This is a genomic window from Sphingomonas sp. GW821-FHT03E12 (assembly GCF_059420685.1).
Window position 1 is genome coordinate 73,852 of the sequence record NZ_JBWKUF010000001.1, and the last position, 17,861, is coordinate 91,712.

The 17,861-nt window shown below is 65.7% G+C and carries 16 protein-coding genes and 1 pseudogene; 6 read left to right on the plus strand and 11 right to left on the minus strand.

Annotation, left to right across the window (positions count from 1 at the left end; translation table 11 throughout):
* Window positions 1-40: 40 nt before the first annotated feature.
* The 5 genes from AC07TU_RS00255 to AC07TU_RS00275 form a co-directional block, all read right to left on the minus strand.
* Window positions 41-1,189 carry a copper resistance protein B gene (locus AC07TU_RS00255; RefSeq protein WP_495185912.1) on the minus strand — a complete coding sequence of 383 codons (1,149 nt, stop codon included), beginning with the start codon at window positions 1,187-1,189 and terminating at the stop codon, window positions 41-43.
* Complete coding sequence (locus AC07TU_RS00260) at window positions 1,186-2,979, minus strand: copper resistance system multicopper oxidase (RefSeq protein ID WP_495185913.1); 1,794 nt, start codon at window positions 2,977-2,979, stop codon at window positions 1,186-1,188. Before AC07TU_RS00260 ends, AC07TU_RS00255 begins: the two co-directional genes overlap by 4 nt.
* Before the next feature lie 86 nt (window positions 2,980-3,065).
* The gene (locus tag AC07TU_RS00265) at window positions 3,066-3,617 is read right to left on the minus strand and encodes an RNA polymerase sigma factor (RefSeq protein ID WP_495185914.1); all 552 of its coding nucleotides are present in this window, start codon (window positions 3,615-3,617) and stop codon (window positions 3,066-3,068) included.
* The gene (locus AC07TU_RS00270; RefSeq protein WP_495185915.1) at window positions 3,614-4,048 is read right to left on the minus strand and encodes a periplasmic heavy metal sensor; all 435 of its coding nucleotides are present in this window, start codon (window positions 4,046-4,048) and stop codon (window positions 3,614-3,616) included. The genes AC07TU_RS00265 and AC07TU_RS00270 overlap by 4 nt, the downstream gene beginning before the upstream one ends.
* Window positions 4,045-4,326, minus strand: coding sequence for a hypothetical protein (locus tag AC07TU_RS00275; protein ID WP_495185916.1), 282 nt, complete (start codon window positions 4,324-4,326; stop codon window positions 4,045-4,047). Before AC07TU_RS00275 ends, AC07TU_RS00270 begins: the two co-directional genes overlap by 4 nt.
* Before the next feature lie 109 nt (window positions 4,327-4,435).
* Here AC07TU_RS00275 and copC point away from each other — a divergent pair, with 109 nt between their 5' ends.
* Both copC and copD read left to right on the plus strand, forming a co-directional pair.
* Window positions 4,436-4,825 (plus strand): copper homeostasis periplasmic binding protein CopC, encoded by a 390-nt coding sequence (gene copC, locus AC07TU_RS00280; protein WP_495185917.1) that lies wholly within the window; start codon window positions 4,436-4,438, stop codon window positions 4,823-4,825.
* A 1-nt stretch (window position 4,826) separates the two neighbouring features.
* Complete coding sequence (gene copD / locus AC07TU_RS00285; RefSeq protein ID WP_495185918.1) at window positions 4,827-5,702, plus strand: copper homeostasis membrane protein CopD; 876 nt, start codon at window positions 4,827-4,829, stop codon at window positions 5,700-5,702.
* Between the two features lie 6 nt (window positions 5,703-5,708).
* Here copD and AC07TU_RS00290 read toward each other — a convergent pair whose 3' ends face one another.
* Complete coding sequence (locus tag AC07TU_RS00290) at window positions 5,709-6,848, minus strand: NAD(P)/FAD-dependent oxidoreductase (RefSeq protein WP_495185919.1); 1,140 nt, start codon at window positions 6,846-6,848, stop codon at window positions 5,709-5,711.
* A 114-nt stretch (window positions 6,849-6,962) separates the two neighbouring features.
* On the opposite strand from AC07TU_RS00290, the gene AC07TU_RS00295 reads away from it, so the two are divergent.
* A complete protein-coding gene (locus AC07TU_RS00295; protein WP_495185920.1) occupies window positions 6,963-7,856 on the plus strand; it encodes a LysR family transcriptional regulator in 894 nt (297 codons plus the stop codon).
* A gap of 18 nt (window positions 7,857-7,874) precedes the next feature.
* Here AC07TU_RS00295 and AC07TU_RS00300 read toward each other — a convergent pair whose 3' ends face one another.
* The 5 genes from AC07TU_RS00300 to AC07TU_RS00320 all read right to left on the minus strand — a co-directional run bounded on the left by AC07TU_RS00300 (window position 7,875) and on the right by AC07TU_RS00320 (window position 15,802).
* Entirely contained in the window at window positions 7,875-9,284 is a 1,410-nt protein-coding gene (locus AC07TU_RS00300; protein ID WP_495185921.1) for a CapA family protein, read from the minus strand.
* An 8-nt stretch (window positions 9,285-9,292) separates the two neighbouring features.
* Complete coding sequence (locus AC07TU_RS00305) at window positions 9,293-10,570, minus strand: M20/M25/M40 family metallo-hydrolase (protein WP_495185922.1); 1,278 nt, start codon at window positions 10,568-10,570, stop codon at window positions 9,293-9,295.
* Between the two features lie 266 nt (window positions 10,571-10,836).
* Complete coding sequence (locus AC07TU_RS00310) at window positions 10,837-11,460, minus strand: RNA polymerase sigma factor (protein WP_495185923.1); 624 nt, start codon at window positions 11,458-11,460, stop codon at window positions 10,837-10,839.
* A gap of 57 nt (window positions 11,461-11,517) precedes the next feature.
* Window positions 11,518-13,077 carry a serine hydrolase domain-containing protein gene (locus AC07TU_RS00315; RefSeq protein WP_495185924.1) on the minus strand — a complete coding sequence of 520 codons (1,560 nt, stop codon included), beginning with the start codon at window positions 13,075-13,077 and terminating at the stop codon, window positions 11,518-11,520.
* Window positions 13,078-13,096: 19 nt separating this feature from the next.
* Entirely contained in the window at window positions 13,097-15,802 is a 2,706-nt protein-coding gene (locus tag AC07TU_RS00320) for a TonB-dependent receptor plug domain-containing protein (RefSeq protein WP_495185925.1), read from the minus strand.
* Between the two features lie 427 nt (window positions 15,803-16,229).
* Here AC07TU_RS00320 and AC07TU_RS00325 point away from each other — a divergent pair.
* From AC07TU_RS00325 to AC07TU_RS00335, 3 genes and pseudogenes are all read left to right on the plus strand, one after another.
* Window positions 16,230-16,391 (plus strand): annotated as a pseudogene (locus AC07TU_RS00325) (Arm DNA-binding domain-containing protein); the annotation flags it as partial.
* Window positions 16,392-16,400: 9 nt separating this feature from the next.
* Complete coding sequence (locus AC07TU_RS00330) at window positions 16,401-17,321, plus strand: tyrosine-type recombinase/integrase (RefSeq protein ID WP_495185926.1); 921 nt, start codon at window positions 16,401-16,403, stop codon at window positions 17,319-17,321.
* Between the two features lie 274 nt (window positions 17,322-17,595).
* Entirely contained in the window at window positions 17,596-17,850 is a 255-nt protein-coding gene (locus tag AC07TU_RS00335; protein WP_495185927.1) for a hypothetical protein, read from the plus strand.
* The last annotated feature ends 11 nt before the right edge of the window (window positions 17,851-17,861 follow it).

Consider the following 17,861-nt stretch of genomic DNA (forward strand, 5'->3'; position numbering starts at 1 on the left):
GCGGCCCGGACCGCATGGCCCGGGCCGGATCAGCACGGCGTCAGAACCAGGCGCGGACGCCCACCACGAAGTTGGTGGAGGCGCTGTCTTCCCCCGCGGCGCGCGCATAGTCCGCCGTCCGTCCGAACTTCCGTTCGTGAACGACCCCGATATAGGGCGCGAATTCGCGGGCGAACTCGTAGCGAAGGCGCAAGCCGAACTCGGCGCCCGTCAGGCCCGATCCGATCCCGAGTTCAGGCATGTCCTGCACCGACAGGTCGAACTCCACCTTGGGCTGGAGGATCAGGCGTTGCGTGAGGCGCTGGTCATATTCCCCCGCGAAACTCGCCGTCACTTCCCCCTGGGTCGACAGGTAGAGATAGCCGCTGACCTCGAACCAATAGGGCGCCAGCCCCTCGACCCCGATCACTGCATGGGTGCGGTCGGGACCGGGTCCTACGTCCTGCCGGATACCGGCCTGGAGGTTGAAATAGGGATCGATCGCGCGGCTGTAGAGCGCGGTCAGTTCGGCGCCTTCCATCGCCTCGCCGAACTCGCCCTCACCCTCCGCCTTGAAGACGAAGCGGTTGATGTCGCCGCCGTACCAGACATTACCCTCGAACTTGTAGCCCTCATGCCCCTTGGCGATCTTCACCTCGGCCAGGTCGAGCATGACCTGATTGAAGGTGCCGCCACCATGTTCGCGGTGGAGCTGGGTGCGCGCTGGCTGCATCGCGCCCGCGCCCCACACCCGGTCGGCATAGTTGGCCGGGACCGGACGCGGCGCGGGGGCGTCACCCGCGGGCAGCGCGGTGCCGGCGGCCTCTTCGGACGGAGCTGTCTTCTCGGACGGAGGTGCCTTGGGGGTGCAATGACCCATTTTCGCATGCTCGGGCGGACAGTCCGGATCGGCCGCGGCCGGAGCTTCGGGCACGGGTTCCGGCTTGGCCTCGGGCATCGTACAATGCCCCATCTTGGCGTGCTCGGGGGTGCAGCTGCTCTGCGCAGGGGCCGCGGGCGGCGCCTCCGGCATCTTGCAATGCCCCATGGCCGCATGCTCGGGCGTGCAACCGGATACGGCCGGTGCAGGCGCGGGCTTCGGCGCCTGTGCAGCACCCTGCTGGCCATGGCCGTCATGCGCCTGAGCCAATGCGGGTACCGCAGCAACGAGCGCACCGAACGCCGCGCCGATGGAGAGGAGCCGGATCATGCCGCGCCCTCCCGCGGACGCACCGTCACGACCTGCATCATCCCGGCATGCATGTGGTAGAGCATATGGCAATGGAACGCCCAGTCGCCGACCGCATCGGCGGTGAAGTCGAAGGTCGCGGTTCCGCCCGGCTGGACGTTCACCGTGTGCTTGCGCGGCGCATAGTCGCCATGCCCGGTCACCAGCTCGAAGAAATGCCCGTGGAGATGGATCGGGTGGCCCATCATCGTGTCGTTGACGAGCGTGACGCGCACGCGCTCGCCCTCGAGGAACGGGATCGGCGCCTTCACCTCCGACAGCTTCTCGCCGTCGAACGCCCACATATAGCGTTCCATGTTGCCGGTAAGGTGGATGCGCATCGCCCGCTCGGGCGCGCGGATGTCGGGATTGCGATCGACCGCGACGAGATCGCGATAGGTGAGTACGCGGTGGCCGACATCGGCCAGCCCCTGGCCCGGGTCGCCCATCCGGTCGACCGGCATCGGCGAGATCGACTGGACGGTCGGGGTCTTCTTGACCCCTGGCGCGACCGAGAAGTCGCGCATCCCGTGCTTCATCGGTGCGGCCGGAGCCGCCGCCGCCGCATGATCGCCGGCACCGGCTTCAGGCATCTTGCAATGGCCCATCGCGGCATGTTCGGGCGTGCATCCGCCCGCCGCACCGCCGCCGCCGCCATGATCCATGCCGCCCATGCCCATATCGGTCATGGTGGCAAGCGGGCGCTTGCGCAGCGGCGGCACGACCGCCGCCATGCCGGGACGCGGCGCCAGCGTGGCGACCGCCATGCCCGACCGATCGACGCTTTCGGCGACCAGTGTGTAGGCACGGTCGTCGGCAGGCTCGACGATGGCGTCATAGGTTTCGGCGACCGCGATCTGGAACTCGTCCACCGCGACCGGACGCACCGGCAGGCCGTCGGACTGGACGATGGTGATCTTGAGCCCGGGGATACGGACGTTGAAGGTCGTCATCGCCGACGCGTTGACGAAGCGCAGCCGCACGCGCTCGCCCGGCCGGAACAGCGCAGTCCAATTGTCGCGCGGTCCATGGCCGTTGATCAGGTAGCTATAGGTCGATCCGGTGACGTCGCCGACGTCGGTCGGGTCCATCCGCATCCGGCCCCATTCGAGCCGGTCCTTGATCGACATCGGCTCGCCATCGGTCGCGGTCAGCTTCTGCTGGTTGAAGTAGCCGCCCATCTGCTTGAGCTTCTGGAAGATCTTGTGCGGATGCATGAAGCTGTAGTCGGACAGCACGATCACATGCTCGCGATCCGACACGATCGGGTCGGTGCCTTCGGGATCGATCACGATCGGGCCATAATGCCCCATCTGCTCCTGAAGGCCCGAATGGCTGTGATACCAATAGGTGCCCGACTGAACGATCGGGAATTCATAGGTGAAGGTCGAACGCGGCTTGATGCCGGGGAAGCTCACGCCCGGAACGCCATCCATGTGGAAGGGCAGGATCAGGCCGTGCCAATGGATCGAACTGTCTTCGTCCAGTGCGTTCTCGACATGAAGGCGGACCGTCTGCCCCTCGCGAAGGCGGACCAGCGGGCCGGGCACGGTGCCGTTGATGCCGATGGCATGGCCCTGCCTGCCGTCGATCGTCAGCATCTGGTGCGCGATCTTGAGCCGGATGTCTTCGCCCGAAACCTTGGGCAGGTCACGCACGAGGCCGGGCGAGTTGGTCTGCGCCCAGGCCGGCATCCATGCAGAAAGCGCCAACGCGCTGCCGCCGACCCCGGCGCCGCGCAGCAATTGCCGCCGGTCAATTGTCGAATTCATGAGACTCTCGAAACTCCGTTGGTTACCCGGTTCTACGCTAGGGCACCCAAAACCCCTCACATCGAAATGGCCGAATTTGCCGGGAATCAGCGTTCGGCGAGGTGCCGCCGGGCGCGATAGAGCCGCGTTTCCACCGACTTCTCGCTGATGCCGAGCATCTCCGCGACCTGGGTCTGCGGCAGTCCTTCGATCGTCCGCAATACCAGCACTTCACGCAGCTTCGCGGGCATTTTCGCGATCTGCCGGCGCACCGCATCGAGCTCCGCCCGGTCGGAAACCTGCTGCTCGACCGAAACCTCGTCCGCCGCGACGTCCGGCGCATCGCCGAGCGGCAGGACGCTGCGCAGCACGGCGCGCACGCGTTCCTTCCGGCGCCAGTCGCGCGCCTTGTTGATCGCGATGCGTGCCAGCCAAGTCCGCATCGGCCGCTCGGGGTCGTAGCGCTTGAGCGCCCCGTGCGCGGACACGAACGCTTCCTGCACCACGTCGAGCGCATCGTCGGGGCCGCCGACCAGGCGCGCCGTGAGGCCATAGAGGAACTGCTTGTGGCGGCTCACAATCTCGGCGAACGCGCGCTGATCGCCGGCAAGCGATCGCGCCGCCAGATCGCCATCGCTTTCCGCCGCAGCAAGGGTCACTGTTGTTCTTCGACCAGCGCCTTGGTCACCGCCTCGTCAAAAATCCGGGCCTGATCCTCCCGAAGCAGCCCGCGCATCGCAAAGACATGTGCGAGCGTTGCTTTCTGGAGTTCCCCCATCGTCACATGAGTCGCGTCGATCGCGGCCTCGACCGCGGGACCGTTGCGATGCTCCGCCGCGATCGCCTCGGCGAGCCGGCGGTTATGCGCCCGCATCCTTGCCTCGAGCGCACGGCGGCGCACGGCGAATTCGCCTTCGAGCGCATCCAGCTTGCGCGCCTGATCGGCATCGAGGTCCAGCCGCTCGTGCAGCACGGTATGGATATCGACGCGGCCCTGCTGCTTCGCGGGCGCGAGCGCGCGGCCCGCGAAGACGCCGAGCAGCGCTGCCGCAAAGGCGATCAGTGCGATGATCAGATTGCGCTTCATCATCGCTCGGCCGAGCCCAGCAGCAGCGACGAAGGGGCAAGCGGGCCGGGATCGGCGAAGGTCGCGGGGGTCGATGCGACCGCCGGCTTGTAGGGCAGTGTCGCCCCCGCGGCGCCGAGCAGCATCGCCCCGGCAGCCAGCGTAAGGGTCATGCGCGATCCGACCGCGTCCGCGCGCCGCGCGTCGATCGACGCCAGTACGCGCGCCTCGATCCCGTCGAGTTGCGGGTGATCGGGAAAGCGGCCCAGCGCCTGCAAGGTTTCGTCGAGGTCGGTCGCCATCTATCGTCTCCGTCGGTCGCATCTACGCAAACCGATGCCGCCACCCTCGAAATTTCGCGGGGTTGGGCATTTCGCCGCGTATTCAGAACGAACATTCATGGAGTCATATATGCATCCCTTCTCGAAAGTCGCACTATCGCTTGCTGCCGCTCTCGCCTTCGCGGTCCCCGGCCTGGCCGCCGCCCATCCGAAGCTGGTTTCGGCAACCCCGGCGGCGAACAAGCCGGCCAAGGCGGTGTCGCGGATCGTACTCAAGTTCAGCGAGCGGCTGACCCCGAAGCTTTCGGGCGCGGCGCTGATCATGACCGGGATGCCGGGCATGGCGAACCATCCCGACATGAAGATGACCAACGTGAGCGCCGCGGTCGGCAGCGACGGCACCACGATCGTCCTGACCGCCGCCCGGCCGCTTCCGGCGGGCACCTATCGCGTCGACTGGCATGTGGTGGGCGCCGACACCCACCGGATCACCGGCACGCACAATTTCGCCGTGAACTGACATGATCGCCTGGGCAGCAGGAGAAGGCGCGGCGGTGATGCTGCGCGCGCTGGTCTATCTCGACCTCCTGCTGCTTGCCGGGCTGTTGCTCTGCGCGCGGCGGACTGCGCCCGGCGACCTGTCTGCGCCGGCGATCGCCGGGCTGGCAGGCGCCGGGGCGATCCTCGCCATCGCGCAATTGGTGGTCACGGCGCTCGCGATGGCGGGCGGCGATACGGCGGTGCTGGATGCCCCGATGCTGCGCTTCATCGCGTTCGAGACCAGTGCGGGCCTGTCGGCGATCGTGCGTTTCCTGTGCCTCGCGGTGCTGGCCGTGCTTGCGGCCCGCGCCACGCGGTCCCGGGTGCCACACGCCGTGCTGGCACTCCTGGCGCTGGCCGCGCTGGCCTGGACCGGACATGCCGGGGCCAGCGAAGGCGCCACCGGCACCCTTCATCGTGCGTCCGATATTCTGCACCTGATCGCCGCGTCGGTCTGGCTCGGAAGCCTTGTCCTGCTGTTCCTGGCGCTTGCCCGGTCGCGCACCGCCACGGCCGATCTGATCGCCGCACTTCGCCGGTTCTCCGTCACGGGCACGCTGATCGTCGGCACCCTGCTGGTCACCGGCGTCGTCAACCTCTGGGCGATTGCGGGGCTCGGCTCGCTCCCGGCGCTGGCGGCCAGCGACTATGGCCGCGTGCTTGGCCTCAAGCTGATGCTTTTCGCAGCGATGCTGGGCTTTGCCGGGTTCAATCGCTGGCGCCTGACGCCACGCCTGGAAGTCGCCTCGCGATCGGCGATGGGCGGCTTGCGAACCAGCGTGACGCTGGAGACGCTGTTCGCCATCGCGGTGATCCTCGCGGTCGCCCTGCTCGGAACCTTGTCGCCCAACAGTTGACGGCGATCAGCCGAACAGCCGCTCCGGCTGGATCTGCTCCGGCCTGACGCCTTGCGCCCGTAACGCCTCAGGCCAGCGCAGGTCGAACATCAGCGCTTCGGCGGCCATCGCCATCGCAGGCGCGGTCTGAAGTCCGTAGCCGCCCTGCCCGGCCAGCCAGAAAAAGCCGTCCGCATCGGGCGCAAAGCCCGCGGTCGGCACCTTGTCGGCGACGAAGCTGCGCAGCCCGGCCCAGCGCGTACTGACCCGGCCGACATTGAGGGTGGTCGCCTCCTCGACCCGCCACGCCGCCAGCGCGATCTCATATTCGTCGGGCTGGACGTCGCACGGCTCGACCGGGGTCACGTCCATCGGCGAGGCCAGCAACAGGCCCGCGTCGGGGAGCATGTAGAAACCCTCATCGGCGACGGTCTTGAGGAAGGGCCAGCCGGACACGTCGAGCTCGGGCGGCGGCGCGAAGCCGATGATCGTACGGCGAAGCGGCTGAAGGCCCAGCGGCCGGACCCCGGCCATGCCCGCCACGACATCGGCCCAGGCCCCGGCAGCATTGACGATGGTTCGCGCAGCGTAGGAACCGACCGGCGTCTCGACCTCCCAGCCGTCGCCTGCCCGCGTGATCGATGTGACGGGCGCGTCGAAAACGACTTCCCCCCCGGCGCGGCGGAACGCGCGGGCATTGGCCTGGAGCAGCGCGTCGGCATCGAGCTTGCGTCCGCCGGTGTCGAGCAGGCCGGCAACGACGCCGTCTTCCCCGGTCTTCAGGACCGGGACGATCTCCAGCATCGCTTCCGGCCCCACCCGCGAGATGGTGGTGGTGAACCGGTCCATCTCGACATGCAGCGCCTCAAGCTCGGGCATCGAGTTCCGGTCGGCGATGAACAAGGCGGGCTTGGCGGTCCAGAGCGGACCGTCATGATAGTCGGCCGGGGGATTTGCAAAAAAGTCGCTGCTCGCCGCGGTCATGCCGCGCACGGCGTCGTTGCCGATCCCGAAATGGTAGAAGGTCGCGCTGCGCCCCGACGAATGATAGCCGAGCGCGGATTCACGTTCGAGGACGACGGTTTCCGCATGCTGCGCGATCCGGGCCGCCGCAGATATCCCCGCGATTCCACCGCCGATCACAAGGACTTCGACACTTTTGCGCATTGGGGCGGATCTCTCCAGCGTTGGCGTTCGCGGCGCCGGTTATCATTCGCGTTCTAAGACGCCGGTTTTGCCGTTAAGCGAACCCGGCGGACGATGAAACAAGGCGGATCGGCAATGGACCTGAAGCATCTCGAGGATTTCGTCAGCCTGTGCGAAACGCGCAGCTTCTCGCGATCCGCAGCCGCGCGCAACGTCACCCAGTCCGCATTCAGCCGGCGGATCCAGGCGCTGGAACTGTGGCTCGGCGTATCGCTGATCGATCGCAGCACCTTTCCGACATCGCTCACAGACGAAGGGCGGTCGTTTCGCGAGACTGCGGACGAAGTACTGAACATGCTGCGCGATGCGCGCGCCGACATGCAGGCGCGGCGGCAGCTGTCGCGCAAGACGGTCAGCTTCGCCGCGCTGCATACGCTGGCGCTGAGCGTGTTCCCCGAATGGCTCAAGGAGATCGAGCGGACGCTGGGACCGCTCAAGACCGATGTCCTCGCCGACAATTCGCACAATTGCATCCAGTCGCTGGTCGAGGGCGAGAGCGACTTCCTCCTGACTTTCCACCACGACGCGGTGCCGATGTCGCTCGATCCCGAGCGGTTTCCGTTCATCGTGCTGGGCGAGGACCGGTTGCTGGCCGCGTCGCGCTGCGAGAACGGCAAGCCGCTGTTCAAGCTGGACGGCGAAGCATCGCTGCTGGCCTATGGCCCGAACTCGTTCCTCGGCCGGCTGAGCAATCACGCGGCGCGCGTTTTCGGCGTCCAGCTGCTGACCAGCCATGTCAACGACAACGCCGTGGCGGAAATCCTGAAGGCGATGGTGCTTGCCGGGCACGGCATCGCCTGGCTGCCCGAAAGCCTGATCCGCCGCGAGCTGGCGAGCGGCTATCTTTGCGATCTCGGCGCCGATGTCCGGATGCAGATCCGCATGTATCGATCGGCCGATCGCACGCGGCAATCGGTCGATCAGGTATGGAAGGCCGCCAGCGCCCTGCCCGCAATGGGCAGCGCCTGACGGCAACGCGCGACGGCGCTACCGGGCGGGCTTGCCGTCCGGCGCAGCGAGACGGATCACGCCCACGCCATTCTCGATCCGGATCGTCGTGCCGAGCGGCGCGGACAATGCGCGCAGCCGTTCGAGAATCCGGTCGCCATGCGCGCGCGACGCCATGCGCGGCACGCCGCGATCCGCCCCCTTGATCTCGACGCCCAGATCGACCGGGTAGAGCTTGATCTCGGTCACTTGCCCGCCCGAATAGCGCGACACTGCGATCACCGATTCATAGAGGTTGGGGTCGGAAAAGCTCCGGGTGTTGCGTGCCTGGAGCAGCTCGGGAACGGTGCCGCTTTCGGGAGCGACGCCGAACTGGTCGTACATGTCGGGGGCGACGACATCGAGCGAGTTGTTCATCATCGCGAAGTTGCCGAGCGAGTAGAAGATCGGCTTGCCCTTGTAGATCTCGATCCCGCGCAACTGGTGCGGGCCATGGCCCATATAGGCGTCGGCGCCCGCATCGATCGCCTTGCGCGCGAGCTCGATCGCGAAGTCCGCAGGCTCCTGGAAATCATTCCCCGGCTCGTGATTGTGGACCGAATAGATCACGAAATTGCCGTTCTGCTTCGCCTGCCGGATCGAACGAAGGTTCGCGGTCAGATCGGCCGCATTCATCGAATAGCGATAGTCGAGATGCTTGCCGCCGGTCGCGCCCGGCGCGAAGCGGTTGCCGAACAGCGTCACCGCGTCGCCCTTGCGCCCGTCGGTTCGCAACGGGGACTTGGCGGCGATGGCCGCGAGCGTTTCGAGCTGCTCGGCGGTGACCAGCGCGGTGCGCACGGTGCGGAGGGTGTTGGCGCCCGGACGCCCCGCCACTTCGCCATAACCGTCGCTTGCCCGTGACATGGGGGTGAAGGTCGAGGTTGCCGAGACGATCGCGACGCGGCCCTTGGGCGCATCGAGATAGCGCGGCGCACGCGCGGCGGTCATGCTCGGCCCCGTCCCCGACCAGACGAGCTTCGCATCGGTGAGGCGGCGTCCGGTTTCGGCCATCCCCTCGACGCCCCAGTCGGTCGAATGGTTGTTGGCGTGGCTGACGATGTCGAAGCCGAGACCCGCAACGTCTTCGGGAACGCCCGGGTCGGCGAGGATCCAGGTCCCGCCCGATTCCGCCTGTGCCACGCCCTTGGTGGTCGCGAGGTCGAGCACGGTCATCTCGAAATTGCCGAAAGTCACATCGGCCGAGCGCAGCAGGCGCACCATGTCGGGGCTGCGCGCCTCAAGCGTCGCCAGCATCGGGCGCAGGTAGATGAGGTCGCCGACCGCGGCGAGCGTGAACTCGCCCGCGATCGGCGTGGTCGGAACCGGCGTGGTGACCAGCGGCTCCTGTGCCGGAACGGCGGTGAGCGGGAGCATGGCCGCAGCGGCCAGCAGCGCGATGCGGACCATGCCCGCGCTCACTTGGCGCCTGCCGCCGCGAGGAGGATGCCAAGGCCGACCGACATGCCCTGCACGCTCGCGCCCCTTTCGACGTCGATCCACTCGTCGAGCGAATGGGCGCGGTCGCCCTTGCCGCCCGAACCGATCGTGATCGCGGGGATGCCGAGGCTCATCGGCAGGTTCGAGTCGGTAGAGGAGAAGGACGCGGCGGGAGTCATCCCCTTGGCGGTGATGATCGCGGTCGCGATCTGCACGATCTGAGCCGTCGCGGGCGTGCTGCCCGCCGGCCGGTCGCCGATCATCTTGAGATCGGCGCTGATCTTGCCCTCCCGGGTACTGCGCGCGGCATTCTCGGCATCGACGCTCGCCTGGACGATCGTCTTGAACTGCGCCTCGACCTTGGCGAGCTCGGCCGGATTCTCGGAGCGCATGTCGAACTCGACGAAGATCTCGTTCGGGATCGAGTTGACCGAGGTGCCGCCGCCGGTGACGCTGGCCGCATAGGTGGTCTTGGGCGATTTCGGCACGGGGATGGTGTAGAATTCGGTGACCGTGCGGCCCGCCGCAACCATCGGGTTGACGAGACCGAACGCGCCATAGCTGTGGCCACCCGGTCCCTTGTAGGTGACGCGATAGCGCTTCGATCCGACGCCGCCGGTGACGATGCGCTCCGGATTCGTGCCGTCCATCGACATGAACGCCTTTACCCGGTCCTTGTACTTGCCCTTGGTGAAGAGGTAGCGGACCCCGCGCAGATCGCCCGGCCCCTCCTCGCCGACATTGCCGACGAACAGGATGTCGGTCTTCGTCTTGATCGCATTGGCCTTGAGCGCGCGCGCATAGGCGAGGAGGACGGCGAGGCTGCGCGTATCGTCGCCGATGCCGGGGGCATGGAGGCGCGTCCCTTCGCGCCGGACCTTCACATTGGTTTCCTCCGGAAACACCGTGTCGAGATGCGCGGCGAGCACGATCACCGGGCCGCCCGCCGGGCCAGTGCCGCGATAGAGGCCCATCGCATTGCCCTCGGCATCGATCTCGACATCGGTCAGACCCGCCTCGACAAGCATGTCGCGATACGCCGCGGCGCGCTTCGCTTCCTTGAACGGCGGTGCCGGAATCTCGGTCAGCTTGACGATCTCCTCGACGATCCGGTCATGCTCGCGATCGAGCTGGGCGGCCGCGGCGCGATAGGATGCGCTCGCCAGCGTCGCCTTGGCCGCCTTGTCCCCCTGCGGGTCCGCGGCCGGCGCGGCGCCGGCGGCGAGGAGGGCGGCGAGGGAAACGAGAACAGTCATGAATCAACCTTTCGTGGGAATCGCGTCGAATAGTTTCGGCCGATGTTCGCAATCGGCGTATCTACACGTCTTGTCAGTATCGATGCGGTCAAAGGCGCAGAGGATGCAGAGAGGCACAGGGACCGGGCGCCCGAATGGCTGTGAAGACGGCCAAGGCGGAGGCGCGTGATCGACCCCGAGATCTTCGAGCAGCTGGTCGCGCGGATCACCGGCGACACACCCTTGCCGGACGCGGCGCTTGCGGCGCTGCTGGACGACCCCGAAACCTATGCATGCGCCTGCGAGCTCGATGCCATCTGGCACCTGACCGGTACGCTGGAACCGCCCCCCTCACCCGACAGATCGGCATGATCGCCGCGCAGGAACGGGTGTAGCCGGTTCTGAAGATGCGCCATCGCAATCACCATGTGTTTCTGCACCATCCGGGTCGTGATCGACAAGCTTGCGGCGACATCGGGCGCGGTCATGCTGCGGTGGCGGCGCAGATGGAAAACCTGTGCGCAGCGCGGCGGCAGCTCGGCCAGCGCGGCGTGATAGGCGCGCTGCAAATCGGCCAGTTCGCGCCCCTGTTCCTGCAGAGGATCGGTCGCCAGCAGATTTTCGGAGACACCATCGATATCGACCGAATTCGTCAACGGCGTACGCCGCCTGGCGCGATCGATAATAATATTCAGAGCAATACGGTAGAGATATCCTAGCGGATTGGCGATCGACTCCTCCTTATCGATCGAACAAAATCTCAGAAACGTTTCCTGAACCACATCGTCCGCATCGCTGGCATTACTGATCCGAGACGCAACAAAGGAACGCAGACGTATCTCGAATTCTCTGAGATTCTGCCGGCGCTGCTCCATATTCGGATGCTGCCGCGCCTGCAGGGAAGCGTCCAATGCCGATGCCGAAAGGGGTATTCGAAATTTGCATAATGCTGCCCTGCGGGCCTTTCATCAGCGAATCCGGGCAAATCGCACGTTGCGCGCGCGTTCGACGCTGACCGTAAGGGCAGTCACCTTGCCGCCAGCGCCACGCTGGAAGCGGAAGGTGGCGCCGTCACCCTGAAAGGCGTCGCGATAGACCGGCTTCAGCGTCTGCACGAAATCGGGCCGTTCGCGGATTCGCCAGGTCAGGCCGTCGGCCCCGGGGGTGATGCTGTAGGCCGCGCCGACCTCATCGCTGGCATAGAGCCCGGCATAATCGGCGAGCTTCACCGCAGCCGCCTCGACCGGCGGGGTCCGCAGGAAGACCGCGACATTACCGTCGCGCCCGGTCAGCTCGATCCGGTCATTCGACACGATCCGGCTGTCGTTCGCGCGGAAGCGCGCGGCATCGAGCGGCGTGCCCGATGCCTGATCGACGAACAGCCCCGTCGGCATCGGTTTGGCGATGTCTGTGTCGGACTGGTCGGGCAGGAACAAAGCCGCGACCTTTCGCCCCATCCCGGTATCGGCGTTGGCCGCATTGCACAGCAGCGCCACCGACAGCCGGTGTGCGGGATAGCGGGCGAGCCAGGCACGATAGCCTGCGGTCGCGCCTGAATGGGCGATCTCGTCGGCGCCGTGGAAGCGGTAGTTGAACAGCCCGCGGCCATAGGTGATCTTGCGGCCGTCGCGCAGCGTGCTGCGTTCGGCGAGCTTTGTGGTCACGAAGGCACCGAGCTTGCCGCTATCGAGCGCGCGGTTCCAGATCAGCAGATCGCCGACGGTGGTGAGCAGCCCGCCATTGCCATACGCATCCTCGAACGGCATGTCCTGCTCATAGCCGCCGCCCTTCCGGTCATAGGCCTGGGCGCGGCCCGGCACGATCCGGCGGAAATTGTCCCGCCACTGGGTGTGCGTCATGCCGAGCGGCACGAAGAAGGTTTCGCGGCTATATTCGGCGAGCGACTTGCCGCTGACCCGCTGCACGATCTCGGTCAGCAGGTTGTAGCCGGTGTTGGTGTAGCTCGATTCCGCACCCGGCTCGTAGTTGAGCGCCTTTTGCCGGGTGGCGACGAGCAGGAAATCCTTCTGCGAGTTGGTACGCGTGGTCCGCGGCCAGCCGGCAAGGCCCAGCACCGCGCCCCAGTCGCGCAGTCCGCTGGTGTGATTGAGCAGCTGGTCGACCGTGATGACCTGACCGTAATCGGGCAGTTCGGGAATGATCGTGCGCACATCGGTGTCGAGTTTCAGCTTGCCTGCATCGACCAGCGCCAGCACCGCCGCCGCGGTGAACTGTTTCGACACCGACCCCGCCTCGAACACTGTATCAGGCGCGTTGCGGATGCCATGTTCGAGGTCCGCCATGCCATAGGCGCGGGTCAGGACAGGCTGGCCGGGCCGGTCCACCGCAATCGCGCAACCCGGCGCGGTCTCCGAATTGAACGTTGCGAAGATCGGATCGAGCTGCGCGGCGGTTACCGGCGTCGCGGACTGGGCGGTGGCGGGCATGGCAGCCAGCACCGCGACGCCGGTCGCGAAGGCAACGCCCCCGCGGATCGATCCCTTCAGGGCCGGGCAAGATGAGCTCATGGCAATTTCCCCCTGCGCGTCAGAACCGGATCTTCGCCGCCGTCGAGAAGTACCGGCCGATCTGGTCATAGTGGATCTGGCCCGTGGTCGTCAGCGGCGGATCGACATCGAACAGGTTGTTGACGTTGAGCGACAAGGTCAACTTGTCGATCGTCACCCGCGCGCCAAGATCGACATAGGTGCGCGCCTTGATCGCGTTGTTTTCGAGGTCCTTCAGCGCGCTGTTCCACATGCCGCCAGCGACATAGCGAAGGCGCGCATCGACGCTGAGCGTCTGATCCTGATAGGTCAGGCTGCCGCTCGCGCGCCATTTCGGCGTGCCGAACGGAAGCGCCTCACCGACCTCGCCCGCATATTCGATCTTGCTGACGCCATCGTCGGTGGTCAGGCTCGGCACATAGGTCGCGAGGCCGCGGAACTTGAGCGTGCCCGGCCACGAAGCCGACAGCTTGCTGAGCGGCAGGTTGTACGACGCCTCGAAATCGATCCCGTGCGTCTTGTATTCGGCCAGGTTGACGAAGGTCGCGAAGATGTGGGCGATCTTGTTGTCGCTGCCGCGGACGATTTGTCCGCACAGCGCGGTATTGCCGTTGGCGCAGCGCGTGATGATGTCCTGACCGCTCAGCGTCGAAATGGCGCCCTTGATCCGGATATCGAAATAATCGACCGACAGGCTGAGGCCCGGAATGGAGGAAGGCGACCAGGTCACGCCGGCCGTGGTCGTCTCGCCAATCTCGGGATCCAGCGCCTGGTTGCCGCCGCCATAGGTGATGATCTCGTAGCTTCCGTTGCTCCCGTCAGCGACGGTCGATCGGGTGGTCGAGCGGTTGGTGAACAATTCACTCAGGCTGCCCGAACGAATGTCGCGCGAGCGCGAAACGCGCAGCAGCAGTTCGCTGTAGACGCGGTTGGTCAGGCCCAGCTTCCAGGAATTGACGCTGCCGGTGTTGCTGTAATGGCTGTACCGGCCCGCCGCGCTGAATTCGAGCTTGCTGAAATCCTGATCGAGCAGCGGCACCGCGACTTCGGCGAACCCTTCCTTGACGTTGAAACCGCCGTTGAGCTCGGAGAAGTTGAAGGTCGTGAACCCCCGCGCGGCGGAGATCGGATCGAGCCCGCTGGACTCGATCGATTCCCAGCGCGCCTCGGCACCGATCGCGATCGATACCGGACCGGCCCAGAGCGAGAAAGGATCGCCGCGCAGGCTGACCGCCGCCGTGTCGAGCTTGGTGGTGTTGCGGACATGCGCCGTGTTCGAGAAGGCATAGGCAATCGCCGCCGGATCGGCATTGCCTTCGCCGAAGACGTTGAGCGGACGGCACGCGGTGGTGGGATCAGTCAGCGCCACGCGGCAGATCGGTGCGCCGGTGACCGGGTGTGCCACGACATCGATCGCACGCGTGAAGTTCGCATCGACCTTCTGGTTCAGATAGCCACGATCGTCGATCAGCTGGCCATGGCCGTAATAGGCGCTGTACCGCCACTTCCCGCCGCCGAACGATCCGTCGATACCGATCGCGGCATCGATCGTCTCACGCGTGTAGCCGAAGGTGCGATAGCCATAATCCTCGAACACGCGGCCCATGCGGAAGCTGGTCTGGTTCGCCGCGATCAGCCGGTCACGCACCGCCTTCGGCAGGAAGGGATTGTCGCGCGACACGATGATATTGCTGCTGCCGCGGTTGCTTTCGGCGTAGAAGGGATATTCCGCCCACATCCGCGAATAGCTGCCATCGACCCACAGCTTCGCGTCGCCCAGTTCGAAGCTGGCACGGGCATAGCCGTTCAGCCGCTGATAGGGCGCCGACAGCGCGGTCTCGTCGCGAAGGCTGGTGCCTTCGCCGCCGACCATCGACGACCCGTCATTCGGGCTGCCGAAGCGGAACGGGCGCAGCGTGCCATCACGCTCGAAAGTCTGCCCCGCCAGCACGCCGGTCGTGATCAGGCCGCCGACGCTGGCGTTGGAATAGTTCACGTCCTGCGCGATCACCCGGCCGCCGCCCGGCTTCGAGAACAGCGTCGTGCTGCCGAGGTTGGGGCGGGAATCGCGGTCCAGCACGCCCTCGTCGTTCATATACTGAACGCCGATCATGAGATGGCCTGCGCCGCCCGCGAAGCGCGTCCCGAAGCTCGCGTCGAAGCCGTAGCGGAACGCGTCCTCGCGCGACGAGACGCCACTCTGTGCGCCGAGCGTCAGCCCTTCGAGTTGCTCGTTGAGCATGATGTTGACCACGCCGCCGACCGCACCCGATCCCCAGGCCGCCGATGCGCCGCCGGTGACGACCTCGACCCGGCCGATCAGGCCCTGCGGGACGGTGTTGAGATCGCCGGCACCGGTGAAGCGGCGGCCGTTGAGCAGGGTCAGGGTGCGCGTGGTGCCGAGGCCGCGAAGGTCGGCGGGCGACGAGCCCGACGCGGTGCCCGAGAAATTGGTGACCGGCGTGGTCGAAGCGCGGAACTGCGGCAGATCGTTCAACACTTGCGCGATGCTCGGGCGGTCACCCTGCAGCAGCGCGTCGCCGCTCAGCACCGTGGTCGGCGTCGGCGCGTCGAAGCCCGCGCGATCGATGCGCGACCCGGTGATGACCAGTTCCGCGGGCCCTTCATCCTCCGCCGTTTCGGCCGCCTGCGCTACGGCATCACCGCCGGACTGAGCCCAGGCCGGCGCGGCGGCGATGGCAAGGCCACAGGCCGTGGTCAGAAACAGCAGATCCCGAGTTTTCATGTCTACCCCCTGAAGGACTTCGGTCAGAAGCTCTTTGTCGTTGGGGGTTAGACGTGGCCGGTCAGGCTTTCCGAATGTCGGCGGGAAACTTTTTTGCGATCTGGTGGCGTAGTGTGGAACGGATCGCGCCCGGATATGGACGCTGACGACCGATTTGTTGCGACCCGGCGCGACAGGAAAAGGGTGCGGACGTGTCTCGCCGCACGCGATGCGCGTCAGATCAGACTGTCAGGATTTCCGGGGACCGTGGTTGGTGGAGCTGAGGACGATAAACAGGTCGTCTCGCAGGGTCTCATACCATCCTTATCTCTTTGATTCAAAAAGAGTTATCAGATGGTGCCGTTTCAGAAGGAACCGCGAATTTTCACCGCATCCGACCGGGTGTGGGCTCATTCTGTGGGACGAGAAGTTATAGGCGCTTACATCCATCGAAGTCCGAAATGCCAAGCCGGGGCGGCACGCCGACGGCGCCGGTCTCTATCTTCTGGTACGCCCGACGGGCTCCAGATCCTGGGTTCTTCGAATGCAAACCGCAGGCAAACGACGCGATCATGGGCTCGGTGCATTCCCTGCGGTATCACTCGCCCAAGCCCGGGTTATGTCGGCCGACCTCAAACGTCAGATTGAACGCGGCGAAACGATCTCAGCCGTTCGGGCACCCCTTCCCCTCTCGCCAACTTTCGAGGCAGCCGCGCGAGCATGCCACGATGCGCTAAAGGCGGGCTGGCGCAACAAGCATCACCGATATTCTTGGCTGTCCTCCCTTGAGAATCATGCCTTCGGTTTCATTGGGACTGTTGCGGTTGATGAGATCACACCCGCGCTTGTGCGGGACACCCTCGCGCCAATCTGGCTATCAATTCCCGAGACCGCGCGACGGGTTCTCCAACGCATCACGACCGTTCTCGACTACGCTCACATCGTAGGATGGTGCCCGCATGAGGCGTCACTGCGCACTGTACCCAAGGGACTGCCGCGCCAAACCATCGACGAGCGACATTACGAGGCGATGGATTACAGCCTCGTTCCAGCTCTGGTTCGAAGCCTGATCGCAGCAGCCCCAACGGCTGGACGCGATGCGCTGAGTTTCACCATCTATAATGCCGTACGCTCGGGCGAAGCACGACTAACGACGTGGTCGGAAATAGACTTTGAGGCTCGCACCTGGTCAATCCCCGCGGTCAGGATGAAAATGCGAAAGCAGCATCTTGCCCCCCTTTCCCTGCCCACGCTGCGCATTCTTGAGCGACGTCGGCAATTTGGAGAAGACCGGGACGGCCTCATCTTCTCCAGCGGAGGAAATCGACCACTGAGCCAGATGACACTCATCAAGGTCCTGCGCGACAAGGGCCACAATGCAATCACTGTACATGGCTTCAGAAGCAGCTTTACCCACTGGGTGGCCGAGTGCACCGACTATCGCAAGGAGGTCGTGGACAAGGCGCTAGCCCACAAGCTGGCAGACCGGGTCGAGGCGGCCTACAGGCGAACGGATTTTTCGAGCGCCGCCGAGAATTGATGGAGGCGTGGGGACAATATCTCGAGCGGTGACTGCGGCTGAGAAACGGGCGGGTTGCCTTAGGGCAGGTGTCCGCGCGACTGGACGCCGCACCAATGATACACCGTCACATCGCCGACATTTCGTAGCGGTGCTAACGCCTGAAACATGGGGCGCATCCTGTCAGCCTTGCTCATTCTTGTCCTTGCGCTTTCGCACAGGCCGTTGAGTGCTGCCGTGCCCCACCTCGACGGCTCGACACACGAGTATGTCCGCATGGTCGATGCGGATCATCATGATGATCATGACGGCGACCACGCGACCGCCGACTCGCACGCAAGGCGATGACGATGCGACCGGCAAGACCGATGATCTCGGCAAGTCAGCCCCGGGTATTGGCCACCACACGCACGTTTCATCGGGCGGCGTGCCGACCAGCAATATGAGTCTATCAGCGCGGCTGATCGATCGCGATCACTTGCTCCCGACCAATGACGCGCGCCTGCGCTCGATAGCGCCCGAACCGCTACCCGAGCCTCCCTCAGCCTGATCCCCGCCATC